This window comes from Pseudomonas sp. B6(2017) (assembly GCF_002112765.1).
Taxonomy (GTDB): Bacteria; Pseudomonadota; Gammaproteobacteria; order Pseudomonadales; family Pseudomonadaceae; genus Aquipseudomonas; species Aquipseudomonas piscis.
Map to the genome: position 1 here is coordinate 123,145 of NZ_NEIQ01000015.1, position 15,341 is coordinate 138,485.

A 15,341-nucleotide genomic window follows, 5' to 3' on the forward strand; every position below is an offset into this window, starting at 1 on the left:
CGGCTACAGGCCCTCGCCGAGGCTCGCCAGGGCCCGCCGGGTCACCTGTTCGATATAGGCCGGCTCGCCATAGATCCGCGCGAGCAAGATCGCCCCTTCGTAGTCCGCCACCAACTGCCTTCCCATGGCCAGCGCCTGCTCCGGTTCGTACCGGGCAACGAACAGCTGGGCCAGGGCCTTGGCCCAATCATCGAGAAAGGCCCGGATCGGCTGCATCAGCTCGCTCTTGCCATAGGTCGCATCCACCGCGATCACCCCCATCAGGCAACCGATGGCCCCGTCCTGGAACAGCTTCATGGACTTGCGCCCGATCTTTTCCAGGCGCTGGCCCGGGGTGAGTTGCTCATCGAAAGCCACGGCGAACAAGCTCCCGGCGATGACCTGGTGGGTCTGTTCCAGCACATCGCGCAACAGCGATTCCTTGTTCGGGTAATGGTGATAGAACGAGGCCTTGGTCAGGCCACAAGCGGCGGCCAGGGTATCCATGGTCGTGCCGTGATACCCCAGGCGCTTGAAGGTGCTGGCGCAGCGCTGGAGCAGTTCGTCGCGGGAAATCTTCGGGGGGCGCATGGCTCACTCCTGGGCGGGATCACGGCCAGTGATTCTAAGGTATAAGCGGCCCTGCCTCAATTTGACGGTTACCGAATGTTTGTTTAGTTTCAATAACCGAACGCTTGGTCAATAACTTGCCAGGCGCTCACTCAACCAACAAACGTATTTCAGGAGAGCGCCAAGATGAGCCAAGCCACTAGCACAGCGGGTCGGGTCACCCGGGAGCAACGAGGCCAGGTGTTGTTGATCGGCCTGGACCGGGCCACCAAGCGCAACGCTTTCGACAGCGCCATGCTCGAGGACCTGTCCCGGGCCCTGGGCGAATACGAGCGTGATGAACAACTGCGCTGCGCGGTGCTGTTCGCCCACGGCGAGCATTTCACCGCCGGGCTGGACCTGATGGAGCTGACGCCGAAGCTGGCCAGTGGCGGCATCGCCTACCCCGAAGACGGCATCGATCCCTGGGGCGTGATCGGGCCACGGCGCAGCAAACCGGTGGTGATTGCGGTACAGGGCGCCTGCTGGACCGCCGGCATCGAGCTGCTGCTCAATGCCGATATCGCCATCGCCGCCAGCAATGCACGCTTCGCCCAGCTGGAAGTGCTGCGCGGCATTTCCCCGGCCGGCGGCGCCACACTGCGCTTTCCCCGGGTGGCCGGCTGGACCCGGGCCATGCGCTACATGCTCACCGGCGAGGAGTTCGACGCGGCCACGGCCCTGGACATGGGCCTACTGGTCGAGGTAGTGGCCCCTGAACACCTGCTGGCCCGGGCCATCGACTACGCCGAGCGCATCGCCAAGGCGGCGCCGTTGGCAGTCAGGGCGACCTTGCAGTCGGCCTTCCTCGCCCTGGAGCAGGGAGAAGAGGCGGCCCTGGCCCAGCTCAACCCGCAGCTCATGCAGCAGGTGCGCAGCGAGGATGCTCGCGAGGGCGTGATGGCCATGCTACAAAAACGCCAGCCGGTGTTCCTCGGCCGTTGAACCACCCAGCCCGCTCCCGAACCTCTGCCTCAAGGATGCCTGTATTGAACATTGCAGTCCGTACCGATCAGCCGTCCGCCAGCAGCGAGCCGTTGACCCTGGTGGCCGCCGATGGCTATCGCCTGGGCGCCCTGCGCTACCCGGCCATCGGCACTGCCAGGGGCAACCTGCTCCTGGCCAGCGCCGCCGGTGTCCAGCAGCGCTTCTACCGGCGCTTCGCCGAACATGCCGCGCGCCGCGGTTTCAACGTGCTGACCCTGGACTACCGGGGCATCGGCCAATCCCGCTTCGGGAGCCTCAAGGGGTTTGCCATGTCCTTCCTGGACTGGGCCTACCAGGACCTGGCAGCGGCCGTGGAACTGCTGCGCCACGACGCGCTGCCCTTGTACTGGGTCGGGCACTCCTTCGGCGGCCACGCCTTCGGCCTGCTACCCAACCACCAGGCCGTCAGCGCCTGCTACAGCCTGGGTAGCGGTGCCGGCTGGAGCGGCTGGATGCACTGGCGCGAGGCGCTGAAAATGCGCCTGCTATGGAAGCTCGTCCTGCCACCGCTGGTGGCATACAAGGGCTACATGGCCTGGAGCCTCCTGGGCATGGGCGAGGACCTGCCGCTGGGGGTCTACCGCGACCTCAAGCGCTGGTGCGAATACCCGCACTACTACTTCGACGACCCGCAGATGGCACACCTGGCCGAGCTCTACGCCAGCGTACGCACGCCCTGCCTGTTCGCCACCTCGGTGGACGATCCCTGGGCCCCGCCGCGCTCGCTGGATGCCTTCGCCAAGGGCTACTGCAACGCCCCCATGACCCGGCTCGATCTCAAGCCGCCAGCCGGTGCCCGCCCCTATGGCCATATGGGTTACTTCCGCGACGATGCCCAGCCCCTGTGGGACGATATCCTCGACTGGCTGCTGGGCCAGCCCACCCCGCTGCCGAACTGATCCGGACAAAAAAAGGGGCGATCGATGATCGCCCCCAAAGCGTTGCTACCACGAGAGAACCTTATAGCGTCAGTTGCTTGCGCTCCTCTTCGGTGAGGCGAGCCCGCGCCTGCTCATTGAGCGGGCCGGCGCCCAGTACCTGCACCGGGCTGTCGGGGTTGTAGGCCGGGGCCTGGCTGGCTTCCTCGCGCGGACGCTGCACCTGCTCGGAACCAAAGCCCAGCACCTCCACGGTGACGATGGATGCCCGGCCCTGCCTGGCCGTCGCCTGCTGGTTGCGGACCGCATCTTGTGCGGCTTGGGAAGCCGCCGAGCCCGCGGCGCTGGCCGAAGTCATGGCACCCGTGTTGATCGTCGCGGTCACCGGGATCCCGGAGGATTTGCCCTGGGTCTGGATGTTCGCGGCGTTGACCACCTGCAAGGCCGCGACGTTGACACTGCCCGAAACCCGGATCCCCGCTTCGCCAGCATCGACCGTACCCAAAGGTGCGATCAGGTCGATATCGCCCGACGGCACTTCGGGAATCGGTGCCAGGGTGGCGATCCCCGCACCGGTGCTGGGCACCGATGGCGCCAGGCTGACGTTGCCCCAATTGTCGTAGACCCGCTTGGGCGGGGTGTAGACCACGGTGGTCTTGGAGCCCCGGCCGGCGTTGATGTCGCCCTGGGCCGACCAGCCCATGATGGCCCCGCCGAAGGTGGTCATGATCCGGCTCTGGCCCAGCAGGATACTGCCCTGGGAGTACAGCTGGATGTCCCCCGCGCCCTGGGTGATGATCCCCGCCGAGGCCGGCGGTGCATTACCTTCGATACCGAAGGTCTGGCTCCCGCCCGGAGTCAGCATCTGGATCTTGCCGCCGAAGTTGGTATGCACCCCGGAGCCACCGAACAGGGTGATATCGCCCTTGTAGGTGATCGGGTTGCCGGCCACGTCGGTCTGCGGGAACAACGCGGCGATCGCCGCCCGGCCCCGGGCGTAGCTGCCCTGGCGTACCCCGCCCTCCTCGTTGTACTCGCGGCCAGCGGCCTTGAGCTCGGCAAAATACACATCCCGGGCGAACACCCGCTGCTGTTCCGCCGGCAAGGCCGCGTAGTAGGCCCGAGCCTCGGCGGCGCTGCCGACGAAACCGAAGCGTTCGGCCAGCCAGGCCAGCAACTCGCCCTCGTAGGTCTTGGCCACCCGCTTGCCCGCCAGGGATTCGCCGCTACCGGCCAGGTTGGCCGGGTCGAGGTAAGCCTCGACGAAACGCCGATAATCCGGCCCGCTGGCACCGCCCCCGGCCTGCATCACGATGCTCGCCCCCGGGCGGCTGTCCCCCGGCGCCACGGCGCCGAGGCTAGTGACGCTGACCTTGTCCTCCATCAGGATGTTGCGCCCCGCGGTGAGCTCCAGGGTGCCGGGGCCGGCGACGTTGAAGTTGCTGTAGAGGACGTCGCGCCCGGCACTGACGATGGAGATATCGCTGGGGTCGTCGTGAATGAACAGGTTGCCAGTGAAGGTGTAATAGCCAAGCTTATTACCATCTACTCGAGCACCGTCCTGGGAGGTTCCACTGCTGACGATATCGCGCCCGGCCATCATCCATACCGCGCCGCCGCCCTCATAACGAGTCTGGCCAAAACGCGGATCGCTATCGGTGAACACCAGGCTACGACCACTGCCGACCGCCAGCAGGTCGCCCTTGAGCGCATAAAAACGCGCCGGACCGCTATTGCGTCGCCAGCCACCCGTGGCCGAAGGAGAACCGAAAGTGAACAGTGGATAGCTGTCGCCGGCAAGGTTCGCATCCGCGGACAGGTTGCCCATGCCGGGGATCAGCACCCCGCTCCCATTCCATGCCGCATAGGCCGGGTTGAAGGGTGTCGCCAGGGTGGTGGGCGCGGCGAAAGACTGGTTGATGGAGAGGTTCCCGCCATAGATCGAATCCCCCGCCAACAACTGCAGCTGGCTGTTGTTCGAAGGCGCCAGCACCAGGGTCGAGTGGTTGTTGTTCACCGTACCGACCCCTTTCGCGCTGCCGTAGTACAGGCTGCCGCTGGCGGCCGTTACCCGCAGGATCGACGGATAAACGACGGCCAGGTCGGTTTCCACCGCCGTCATCATCGGCGTGGCATTGCCGCCTGCAGAATACAGGTCGATGGCGGTGCGGTCGGTCCACAGGGAGAACCAGGTTTTCCCGGAACCCTGGATACCCTCCAGGGCATAACCGTTCATCAACGAGGTGCGTCCCGGATCGATCACCCCTTGCAGTACCAGGTCACCGCGGGTCGACAGATTGAACGTGGCATCGCCCGGCACCAGGGTGATCCCCCCTGCCGCCAGGGCGGTGGTGGCCCGTACAGGATCGAAGGCCCGGGTTTCTCCCGCGCTGCGGTCTTCCGGACGGCTGCCATAGTGCAGGTCCAGGCTGCCCACCGAAGCCCCGAGCACCTGGGCATTGCCGCGCAGATTCAGCAGTACGCCGTCAATCTGGCTTTGCTTGGTGAGGCTGCTGCCTGGGTTCAGGCCTCCACCCACCTCAAAGCGCAGGTCTCCGCCACCGGTCAATTGCAGTCCGCCATCGGCGGTGACCCTGCCGGTGCTGCCTATCGCCAGCACCAGCCCCTGGGTGCGTGGGTTGGCCGATCGTTCCAGCACGCTGCCGGCCAGCGGCTTCAGCACGCCGGCATCGCCGCTCACCCGCACATCGAGGTTGCCACCGCCCAGGGTGCCGAAACCGGTAAAGCCCACCAACTGGTCGGCAGTGGCGGTGGCGGTGTAGCTGCCGAAGTTGATCCACCAGGCCGTCGGCAAGGATTGCCCTCCCCCCTGGCGCCACAACCAGTTGCCGACCTGGGTCGAGTCATGGCCGCTGTCCTGGGGATTGGGCCGGGCCTGGGACTGCGCGGCGGTATCCACGATGTTGCCGGTCAGGTTGCCGCCGACCCGCAGGCTCAGGTTGCCACCCCCATCGGGATACCAGGCGCGGTACAGGCTTTCGCTACCGCCATCGACGAACTTCTCGAAGTAGCTGTTCACGTCGTTGAGCACCGTGGTGCCCCGCCCTGGAGCCTTGGCCTGGTTGTAAGGAGAACCTGGCGCAGTGGCCAGTGAGGAAGTACCCGCGGTGTAGACCCCATACAGCGAGTCCATGCTCAGGTTGCCGGCACTGAGCAGTTCCAGATCGCCAGTACCGGTGCGAATCACGCTGAAACCGGTGCTTGATGGCGTGGGGGCATACTCCTTGTCCGCCATGGCAACACAATACGCCGGGTTGTCCTGGCAGAAAGATTCGACGGAAGACTGTCCCAGGTCCTGCAGCATCTTTTCATCGATTCTGTCACCGGCCTTGATCACTATCCCGGCCCCGGCCAGGTCATCTACCGCTTGTTGGGTCCAGGCATAGCTGGCCTTGATCGCGCAATAAGCCGGAGTGTCCTGGCAGAATTGTTCGATGGAGGTCTGGCCTAGGTCGATCAGCATCTGCTCATCGATCGGCTCGCCAGCCTTGACCACTATCCCGGCCCCAGCCAGATCGTCCACGGCCTGCTGGGTCCAGGTCTGCACGCCCTTGGCCGGCATTTCCTTGGCGAACATGCCGTAGTGGCTGTCGGCCAGATGCAAGTCGCCATTACCCGGGTTGGCTTGCAGGATACGGCTGTCGGCCGCCGTGGTATCCCCCCCGGCCACCAGGCGCAGGGACCAGGACTGCGAACCCTCGGCCAGCATCGGCGCAATGGCCCAGAGCTTGCCCTGGCGCCCCACCGCCTCCGTACGCAAGGCGATGGAGCTGACGCCGTCCGGCAGCTTGACGTTGGTGCCGGACGGAATCAGCGCGCCCTTGGCCAACGGCTGACTGCCGTCGAGCAACACCTGGCCGCCAACGGCCGTTGGCAGGCCCACGCCCTTGGGCCAGGTCATGGCCTTGACCCGGGTGTTCTGGGCCAGCAGGCTGCCGGCCTCCAGCTGGGTACCGACGGCCAGGGTCTGGGCTTCGCTGAACAGGGTTCCGGCGGCGAACAGCAAGTTGCCGGCGGCATCACGTATGGCCGCCGCCAGGATGGTGCCGGCCGGCAGGACCAGGTTCTGGTCGAGGGTCGCGGTCACCGGCAAGCGGGTACCCGCCGCCAGGGTCAGGCCCTTGATCGGCAGGTCGTAGTTAAGGATCGCGCCAGTCGGAAAGCTGGTGCCATCGGCCAGGGTCACCCCGGTGCCCGGCACGATGATGTTGCCACCGCTGAAGTCCACGCCCGGCAACAGCACCCAGCCCTTGTCGTCCACGGTCTGCGGTGGCGGGGCGAAGCCATCGTTGATGCTGCCGTAGATACTCAGCTCGCCACCAGCGCGCAACACCAAGGCGCCGACCTCGCCCGAGCCATATACCGAAGTCTTCTGGCTGTGGGGGTTGACGCTGGCATAGCGGTAGCCGGACAGGTCCAGGTCGCCCTGCACCACCAGGTCGCCGTCAGGGGTCTTGCTGACGATCTGGACCCCGGGGCGCAAGTGGAAGGCGTCGGCATAACCTGCGTTGTTCAGCCCGGCCAGCTTGTTCTGCATCAGGTTGCTGTTCTGCAGGGCGGCGTTGATGAAGGCGCTGCTCAACTGATGCTTCTGGTCCAGGTAGTCCTGGGTAATTTCCTGATAAGGACGGCCGCTGGCGGCATCGTTCTTCTGCGGCGCATCGTCGTAGCTGACCATGCCGTTGACCGCGATCGAGCGCGCTCCCTGGATATCCAGGCGACCCCGTGCATCGATGGCGATATCGTCGCTGCTGCCATCGGGCTTGAATATCCGTGGGGCATTGAGCTCCAGGGTGCCACGGCTGCGGCCGTCGTTCTGTCCCGCAGCGCTACCGACCGCTACATCCGTACCATGGCGCAGGTCGATGCGCGCGCCATCGGCCAGGGTCAACTGGCCCTTGCCGGAACCCAAGGCGACGGTGGCACGGTTGGGCGCATCGATGATCTTGCCGTAGCTGTCCACCCGCAGCTTGCTGCCATGGGCATCGAGCACCGCGCCGGAGTCCAGGACCAGGCCATTGCCGGCCGCCAGGTTGATACTGCCGACCCGCTCGCCACTGGCATCCACCAGGCCATTGACCCGCAGGCTGCCGTTATCCAGGGAGACGTTGATGCTGTTGGCCTTCAGGCCATTGCCGATGGTCAGGTCGCCCTGCTTGAGCTGGAAGCTGCGCGCGCCATACACCTGGCCCTGGTTCAAGCGCTGGTTGAGAGCGGCGAACTGCTCGTCCAGGGTACCGCTGCCACCCAGGCGCTGGGCCTGGATTTCCACCGCGCCGCCCAGGTACGGCACCCGGGTGCCGCCGGCATCGTAAGAGCCACTGCTGGTGCCAAGGATCTTGCCTGCCAGGTCCACCAGCCCCGCGCCACTGTCCAGGGCCACGGCGCGCAACTTGCCGGCCTGGTTGTTCTGCGCCGACAGGTCGATGCTCGAACCCGCCGCCTGCAATACATTGCCGGTACGGCTCTGCAGCAACACCTCGCCGCCGGCTCCGTACTTGGTCAGGTCGTTGAAGGCGATGGCACGCCCGGCCACATCGATCAACGCAGCATCGGTGAGCTGCACATCGCCACGGGCATCCAGGGTCACCTTGCCGCTGGGCAGGACCACCGCGCTGGCCAGGCGGATGCTGTCACCGCTCAAGGACAACTCGGCCCCCTGGCCATTGGCCTGGCCACGAGTGCCGGCCGTGGCCCCGATATCGATGGCGCCACCGGCCGTGATGCGGTTCACCGAACCGGCTTCGCCGGTCATCAACGGCGTGCGGATAGTCAAGTTGCCACCGCTGTAGGCAAAACCCTTGAGTGGGTCGTAGCCGCCCTGGCTCTGGTACACCGCGAGGCTGCCCTTGTGGTTGGCAGTGATGCGCTGGCTGGCGTTGAGGTTGACGTTGGCGAACCCCAGGGCCAGGCGATCGAAAGTCTTGGTGGTGCTCGGCTGGGCGAAGGCACCGTAGCCGAACTCGATGCGCTCGGCGTTGATATCCAGGCGCCCACTGCCCGTCCCGGCGCCGCCGGCCACCACCGCCCCAGCCGGATTCACAGCCCCCTGCCAGATCAGGTTGGCGGTGTGGATGCTGGCCACGTCATTGGCGCCACCGGAACCGTAGATGGCCGGAGTCGAGAGCATGAGGTTGCTCAGCAACGATTTGCCGGTGACCGGATCGTAGGTATCCAGGCCCGCACTGCCATAGAAGTTGAAGCTGTCCCGGGCCGAGAGTTGCAGGGTCTCCAGGGCTGGGGCACCGAATTGGCTATCGCCACGCAACAGGCGATCCAGCACTTGCTGGGTCAGGGTCATGCCGGCGGGCAGGCGATTACCCGCGGCTGCCGCAGCCAGGGCCTCGGGGCTGCCCACATTGATGCTGCTCAAGCCCAGGTTCAGGTGCCGGGTGCCATAGCGCACCTGGTCCCCCAGCTCGAAGGTCTTGTCGGTCAAGGCAACGATGCTGCCCTCGGAGTACAAAGAGGTCTGCCCGGTGCAAAGGCCACTGCCGCAACTTCCCACCTTGATACCGTTGCTGGGCTGCAGGGCTGCAGGCGCACTCACCACATTGAGCAGGCCATTGGAGACCGCCAGCATGTTGCCCACCTGATAGGTGAAACCGTCTCGCGCGTCATAACTGGCCTTGCCACGACCGATGGTGTTGATCGAGGCGCCCTGCTCCACCAGGATCTGGCCGGTGTTGGCCACCAGGAATACTTCCGGCGCCGCCAGGGCCGCGCCCTGGCGCAGGATGATCGAGCCATTGCTGGTGTTGGTGCCCTCGGCCAGGGTGATGAGGTTACCGCTCTGGCCATACTTGACCAGGGTCAGGCCGCCGAGCATGAGGCGTGCGGCACCCAAGGCATTGAGACTGTCGGCATCCAGGGTGATCCCGGTAAAACCGTCAGTGGCCGACTGCCCGGCCTTCACCACTTCGATACCGCTGCCGTTGCTCCTGTTCAATACCGAAACAGTACCGCCAAAGCCCCCCGTTGCAGCCTCGAAGCGGCCAGTGCCCTGGAAAGAGAACGCGTCGGTTCCGGCGCCGGCTTCCAGCGCCAACTTCAGGGTCTTGGCATCCACCGGCAACAAGGGCCGCGGCACGCCAAGCTTGGCCGCGTCGGCCATGGCGAATTGTGCGTAGCTGGTCTCGTTGTACTGCGAATAATGGCGCAGGGTATCGGCCGAGGTCAGGATCAACTGGCTGGCGACGCTGTTGCCGATCCCGGTGTTGGCGATGGACAAGCGCCCGGCGGTGCTCCAGGAACCATTGCGCATCTGCTGGGCCGAGCCCTCGCTGCCAAGTCCCGCCAGGCCGTTGATCTCCACACGGAAGGCCCCCGGCATCAGGGCATAGGTGGACGGCATCAGGGTATAGGTACCCGCCGCCAGCCCGGGCACTCCGGCGCCGATGGTCACCTGCTGGCCGATCAGCGGGTCTACCGCGCCGCCCTCCGGTGCCACCGGCGCGTAGCCGGGTTGAGCACCGGGAACGATGGCGTAGATCGGGTTGCTGGCCAGGCCCGGCAGGACCAGGCCGCCGTTGGCACCGATCTGCACCAGTGGGCTGTAGCGAGCATCGGTGGAGCCGCCGCGCCCGGAGATGAAGCCTGCGCCCAGCAACTCGCCGCCGCCGGACAGGTCCAGGGTCGCCCCTTGCTGTACCTTCACCGACTTGCCGCCCAGGATCACGCCGACGCTCAGCTCGCTGTTTTCATTGACCAACCCGCCCTGGCCTACGAAGTTCACGGTCTTGCCGTTGTACTTGTAGACCTGGCCATCGACGGTGCCGCCATAGGGCAGCACCAGGCCCTTGCCGCTGACCGAGGTCAGGCTGCCCGGCAACAGTTCGACCTTGCTGCTGCCCAGGTTGCCGATCTCGATCAAACCCAGGGGGGCGCGCACCACGCCGCCCTGCTTGATATTGGCGGCGCCCAGTTGCAGGCGGCCGAAGGCCGAGTACGGCACGGCCAGGTCAGCGTTGCCATTACGCGCGATAGTGAGGGTCCGGGTCGGATCGAATGCGAGGCCTGCGAAATCGTACTTGTAACCGGCGACCACCCGTGCCCCGACCTCGGTACCCGGATACAACTGGGCGGCGCGCAGGGTCATGTCGCCCTGGGTCAGAAGCTGGGTGCTGATACCCTTGGCGATCACATCGGCGCCAGCGCCGGCGAGGAAGCGCAGGTCGCCCTGGCTATCGAGCTGGACGTGATCGAAGCCTCGCCGTTCGATGTTCACCAGGCTGCCGTTGGCCTGGCGCAGGTCGCCCTTGCTGCCGAACATCACATTGCCGCGCACATCGATCAGGCTGCCAGCGGCGCTGAACAGCGCCTGGGTGGCGCGTTCCGACGGCCTGCCGATGGAGACCACCGCACGCACATACTGGTCCTTGGCCTCCGGCGGCGCGAGGATGCCCGCCAGCAACAGATAAGGCGCCGACAGATTGACCTGGCTGTTGGCCGCGGCGGCTTCCGTCAGGCCCAGGGCGCCACTGTACAGGCGCAGGCTCTGCCCCATGTTCAGCGACACATTGCCATCGAAGCCCAACAGGCCGTTGCTCAGCAAGGCCAGGTTATCGAAGCCGCCGGCCGCCACCTGATCCGCACCGAGGCGGCCACGGCCATACTCTAGAGCGCTGGCCGCAGATTCTGGCGATCCTGGCAGGACGTTGGCCTGGTGAGTCTGGCTGACTACCAGTTCGCGAGCCTTGAGCACCCGGTCGGTCACCGCGTTCTTGGTGTAGTACGGGCTTTCCAGGGCCACGGACAAACTACCCCCCGCCGCACCGGCACCACCGGCCCGGGCGACGAAACTGCCGTCCAGGTACAGGCCATTGTTGGAGGCGAAGCTGATGCTGCCGCCATTGCTGGCGACCTGCACCCGCCCTTGCCCGGGAATGTCCAGGGCGGCCTGGGTGCCGGATGCATCCAGCCGCGCACCATCACGCACCACCACGAACAGGTCACTGGCCTTGGCGATGCCGGTGGCCAGGTCGATCTCGCCGCCGATGCTGATGTTGCCGCCATTGCGCACCTGGCCATAGCTGCGCCCACGATTGTCCACGGCGCTCGCTGCCCGGGCCGCGACATCGATCAGCGCTTGCTCACCGACCCAGATCGAGCGTCCATGGCCGGCAGCGTTGGCCGCCTCGGAACTGGCCACGGTGAGGCCACCGAGACTGACGCTGCCGCCCCAGGCGTTGAGGATGCCGTTCATGGTCAACTGGCCGACGCTGCGCAAGTTGATGGCTTGTCCCGGATCGACATTGATCACCGCGCCCTGGCCAACACGGAGCTCGGTGGTCGCCAGTTGCGCGCCGGTGGAGTACTGGTTGCCGGCGGTCAGGGTCAGCCCGGCGCCACGGCGCTGGGTCAGTACGCTCTTGGTCGCATCCTGCTGGTACAACTCCGGCAGCCAGGGCTCCAGCACGCTGGCCGGGGCGCTACCGGTGGCCGCATTGCTCGCCTGCTCGCCAAAACGATAGACCGGGACAGTGACATCGACCTTGGCACCCTCGGCCACCTTCAGCCCTTCATTGCCGGTGATGTCGTAGGCCGAGAAGCCTTTGTTGAAGAAGTCTTGCGCCAGTTGCAGCGTGCCCGCCTCGGGCACGCTGCTGCCAGCACCGATCAATACCTTGTGTGCCTGCAGCGCCAGGGTGCCGCCGCCATTGACACCATAGCCGCGCAGCTCCCCTGATACGTCCAGCTTGCCGTCGGCCGCCAGGGTCACGTCGCCGCCCTTGCCACCGCTGGGCTTGCCGTCGATAGCGATGGTAGCGCCGGAGCTGGCATCCACCAGGCTGCCCTTGGCCAGGTTGAGATCGCCGCTGCTGCGCAGCGACACCTTGCCGCCGTTGCTGAACGGTACGCCGCCGTTATTCAGCGGGTCGAGGGCCAGGTTGTTCCAACGCCCCGACACATCCAGCTTGACTCCACCGGCGACATCGACCCGGGCCTGGGCGCCACCGGTGGGCGCGAGGATCACGTCACCAACCACGAAATTACGGTTCACATCCACCTGGCTCAGCACGTTGCCGGCGTTGATGCTGCCGCCGTGGGCACTGAGGTTGGCGTTGATCTTGACCAGGGGGCCGAACAGGGTGATGTCGCCACCGTCGGCCACGGTCAGCGCGCCATCGACCTGGATCTGCTGCCGGGCGCCGACCTTGATCGCCCCCAGTTGCAGGCCATTGAGCTGGTCGCTGTCGAGTACCAAGCGGCCCTGGCGGTCGGCTGGCAAGGCGCTGTCCAGGTCCAGGCCGTCGGCGATCTTCTGCTGTTTGGCGTCGATCAGCACCTGGTCCACGGTGGGGCTCAAGGCATAGCGCAGGACACCGCTGGCCTTGTTGTAGATCGGCGTGTAGCTGCCGATGATCAGCTGCGCGCGCTGGGCTGCCGCCTTGTGCGATTGCTGGTAGCCATCGAGATTGGGCTTTGGCGCCTGGATCTGCCGGTCGCCCTTGAACACATCGCTGACCAGTTGCCCTTCGAGCACCGCGTTGCCGGTGCCGATCACCAGCTTGCCGGCATCACGGCCCACCGTGTAACCCGCCTCATAGCGCTGTTGCTGGGCAATCAGCGGGTTGTAGTAGTAATCGGTGCGCCCCCAGCGCGGGCTGCTGTCCACATAGCCTTTGTAGATCCCGGCATAGAGCAAGTCTCCCGGGGCCCGGGACAACTCATACAAGCGCCCGTCCACCCCCTTGAGCCAGGTCTGCTGGATATAGCCGCCCTGTACGTCCACGGTGCCGCCGGACAGGTTCAACTGGGCGCCGGACTGGGTCACCACATCCTTGCCAGTGAAAGTCAGGGTTCCACCCTGGGCCATCCATTCACCGATGCTGTGCCGCTGGGTACCCAGGTAGCCACCCACCTCCAGCAGACCGCCCGCGGTATACCAGCGGTCGCTGGCGTAACCGTTGGTGCCCGCCGGGACGAAGATCAGCTCGCGCAGGTCGACCCACACATCGTTGTTGATCAGTTTGCCGGAGTCACGGTTACCCGCCGAATCGCGTTGCTCGTTGCCCTGGACGTTGATCTTGATGTTGTTGGATTCCATCGCCACCTTGACCCCGACGGCGCCGGCGACGTCGATCACCGCGCCATCGCGCACCAGGCTGCGCTGCCCGGCGCTGACCGCCACCTGGCCACCGGTGGCCAGGGTGATCGAGCCCTTCTGGAAGTCCACGGTGCCGCCGCTGACGATCTCCACCCGGGATTGGTCGGTGCGATCGGCGACGCTGCTGAGATTGTTGAACTGGCCGGTGATCAGGTTGCTCGAGGTGCCGTCCAGATTGCCCAGGCCGCTGTTGCGCTGGCTGTCCAGGGCGCTGCTGCCGCTGCTATCCAGGAGAATCGCGGTGGTGCTGCCCTGCCCCAGGGTCACGCTACCGGTGCCGTCGCTGGCGGAGTTGAGCAAATGGATGGTGCCCCGGGTATCCACCGAGGTGCTGGCCAGGGCCACGCCGTTCTGCAGCACTTGGTGGCCGGTCAGGGTGATGTCGCCGGTGGCGGCCATGATCAAGCCGCTGTTGCTGACCTTGCCGGCACTGCTACCCGGCTTGAGCGAGGTGGCCACTTCATTGCCGCGGGTGGTGGAACGCTGGTTGCCCTCAGTCCCGACCCCGCGGCGGATGTAGAAACTGTCGCCGGCGGCCAGGGCGGTCTGGCCCTTGGCGGTGACGATGGTCCCGGCGTTCTGCACCTCGCTGCCCAACAGCAAGGCGTAGCCACCGGCATCGGTGGAGGTAGCCGGGGCATGGGTCTGGATCAAGGCGCCAGCCTGGACCAGGACCTTGCCGGCGGCGTCGGTGAAGGTCGGCTGGCTGCCGTTGGCGTCGACATACAAGCCACGCTTGCTGAATTGCTCGTCGGTGATGGTGGCTGCGGCGGCCACCAGGTTGCGCACATTGACCTGGCTGGTGCCGCTGAACACCACGCCGTTGCGGTTGATGATCATCACCGTGCCGGCGCCCTTGACCTGGCCCTGGATCTCGCTGGGTCGGCCATTGGGGTCATTGACCCGGTTCATCAGCGCCCAGTTGGACTGTTGCTGGAAATCCACCGTGGTGTTGCGCCCGACGTTGAAGGTTTCCCAGTTGAGGATGGCCTTGTCGGCGGTCTGCTCGATGGTCACCGTGGTCTTGCCACCGGCTTGGCTCTGCACCGGGCCCTTGGCGTTGATCCAGCCCTGGGTCAGGCTGTTGTCGACCTTCAACCCACCCTGGCCCAGGCCGTCGGGAATAGCGCTGACACTGCCGAACGCAGCCTGGCGAGCCGCTGCCTGGGCCGCTTGTTGCGCGGCGATGGCCGCCACCGTGGAGTTGAGATTGCCCAGCGAACGCTGCAATTGCTGGTTGACCCGCACCTGCTGGGACAGCGGTGGCGGCATGCCCGGCATCTGGCTGCCGGTACGCGCGGCAGTGGCCGCCTGGGAAGCGCCCTTGTCGGCGAACCAGCCGGAACTGAAGGCCGGGGCAGCATTGGCACTGCCGGCCATCAACAACAGGGCGATGGCCTGGGCCAGGGGCTTGAGCCGCAGGATCGACACCTGGGAATCCAGGCCAGGGGTGTTAACCGGTGGTTTGCAGCGAACCATTACTACTCATCCTTTGTTATGACGCCCAGGGGTGCGCGACGCTGTACGACCCAGGGCGCGCGTCACTGCTCTAGGGATAGGCCGTTGCCAAGGGACACGACCGAACGCTTGTCATGGAAAATTCATGTTTTGGGTGTAACGCTCGCCCGTCGGCGACCAAGACGCCCTTGGTCGACCATCCCGGTGGCCGCGAGCAAGCTCGGAGCGAGTCCGCGCTGCCGTCACAGCGGTTAGCGCCAAAACTGCGTGGCGAGCCTGGCGATGAACAGGCCAGGCGA

4 protein-coding genes are annotated in these 15,341 nt (G+C 65.8%); 2 read left to right on the plus strand and 2 right to left on the minus strand.

The window, feature by feature from the left end; all coding sequences use genetic code 11:
- Window positions 1-3 precede the first annotated feature (3 nt).
- A complete protein-coding gene (locus tag CAG11_RS24290) occupies window positions 4-570 on the minus strand; it encodes a TetR/AcrR family transcriptional regulator (protein ID WP_085598287.1) in 567 nt (188 codons plus the stop codon).
- Between the two features lie 165 nt (window positions 571-735).
- Here CAG11_RS24290 and CAG11_RS24295 point away from each other — a divergent pair, with 165 nt between their 5' ends.
- Both CAG11_RS24295 and CAG11_RS24300 read left to right on the plus strand, forming a co-directional pair.
- Window positions 736-1,533 carry a crotonase/enoyl-CoA hydratase family protein gene (locus CAG11_RS24295; protein WP_053129065.1) on the plus strand — a complete coding sequence of 266 codons (798 nt, stop codon included), beginning with the start codon at window positions 736-738 and terminating at the stop codon, window positions 1,531-1,533.
- Window positions 1,534-1,577: 44 nt separating this feature from the next.
- Window positions 1,578-2,474 (plus strand): alpha/beta fold hydrolase, encoded by an 897-nt coding sequence (locus CAG11_RS24300; protein WP_256578690.1) that lies wholly within the window; start codon window positions 1,578-1,580, stop codon window positions 2,472-2,474.
- Window positions 2,475-2,535: 61 nt separating this feature from the next.
- Here CAG11_RS24300 and CAG11_RS24305 read toward each other — a convergent pair whose 3' ends face one another.
- Entirely contained in the window at window positions 2,536-15,063 is a 12,528-nt protein-coding gene (locus CAG11_RS24305; protein ID WP_085598289.1) for a filamentous haemagglutinin family protein, read from the minus strand.
- Between the last annotated feature and the right edge of the window lie 278 nt (window positions 15,064-15,341).

Bases quoted from the DNA above. Each gene is read 5' to 3' on its own strand.
- CAG11_RS24295 (WP_053129065.1), top strand. From the start codon at position 736: ATGAGCCAAGCCACTAGCACAGCGGGTCGGGTCACCCGGGAGCAACGA.
- CAG11_RS24305 (WP_085598289.1), bottom strand. From the start codon at position 15,063: ATGGTTCGCTGCAAACCACCGGTTAACACCCCTGGCCTGGATTCCCAG.
- CAG11_RS24290 (WP_085598287.1), bottom strand. From the start codon at position 570: ATGCGCCCCCCGAAGATTTCCCGCGACGAACTGCTCCAGCGCTGCGCC.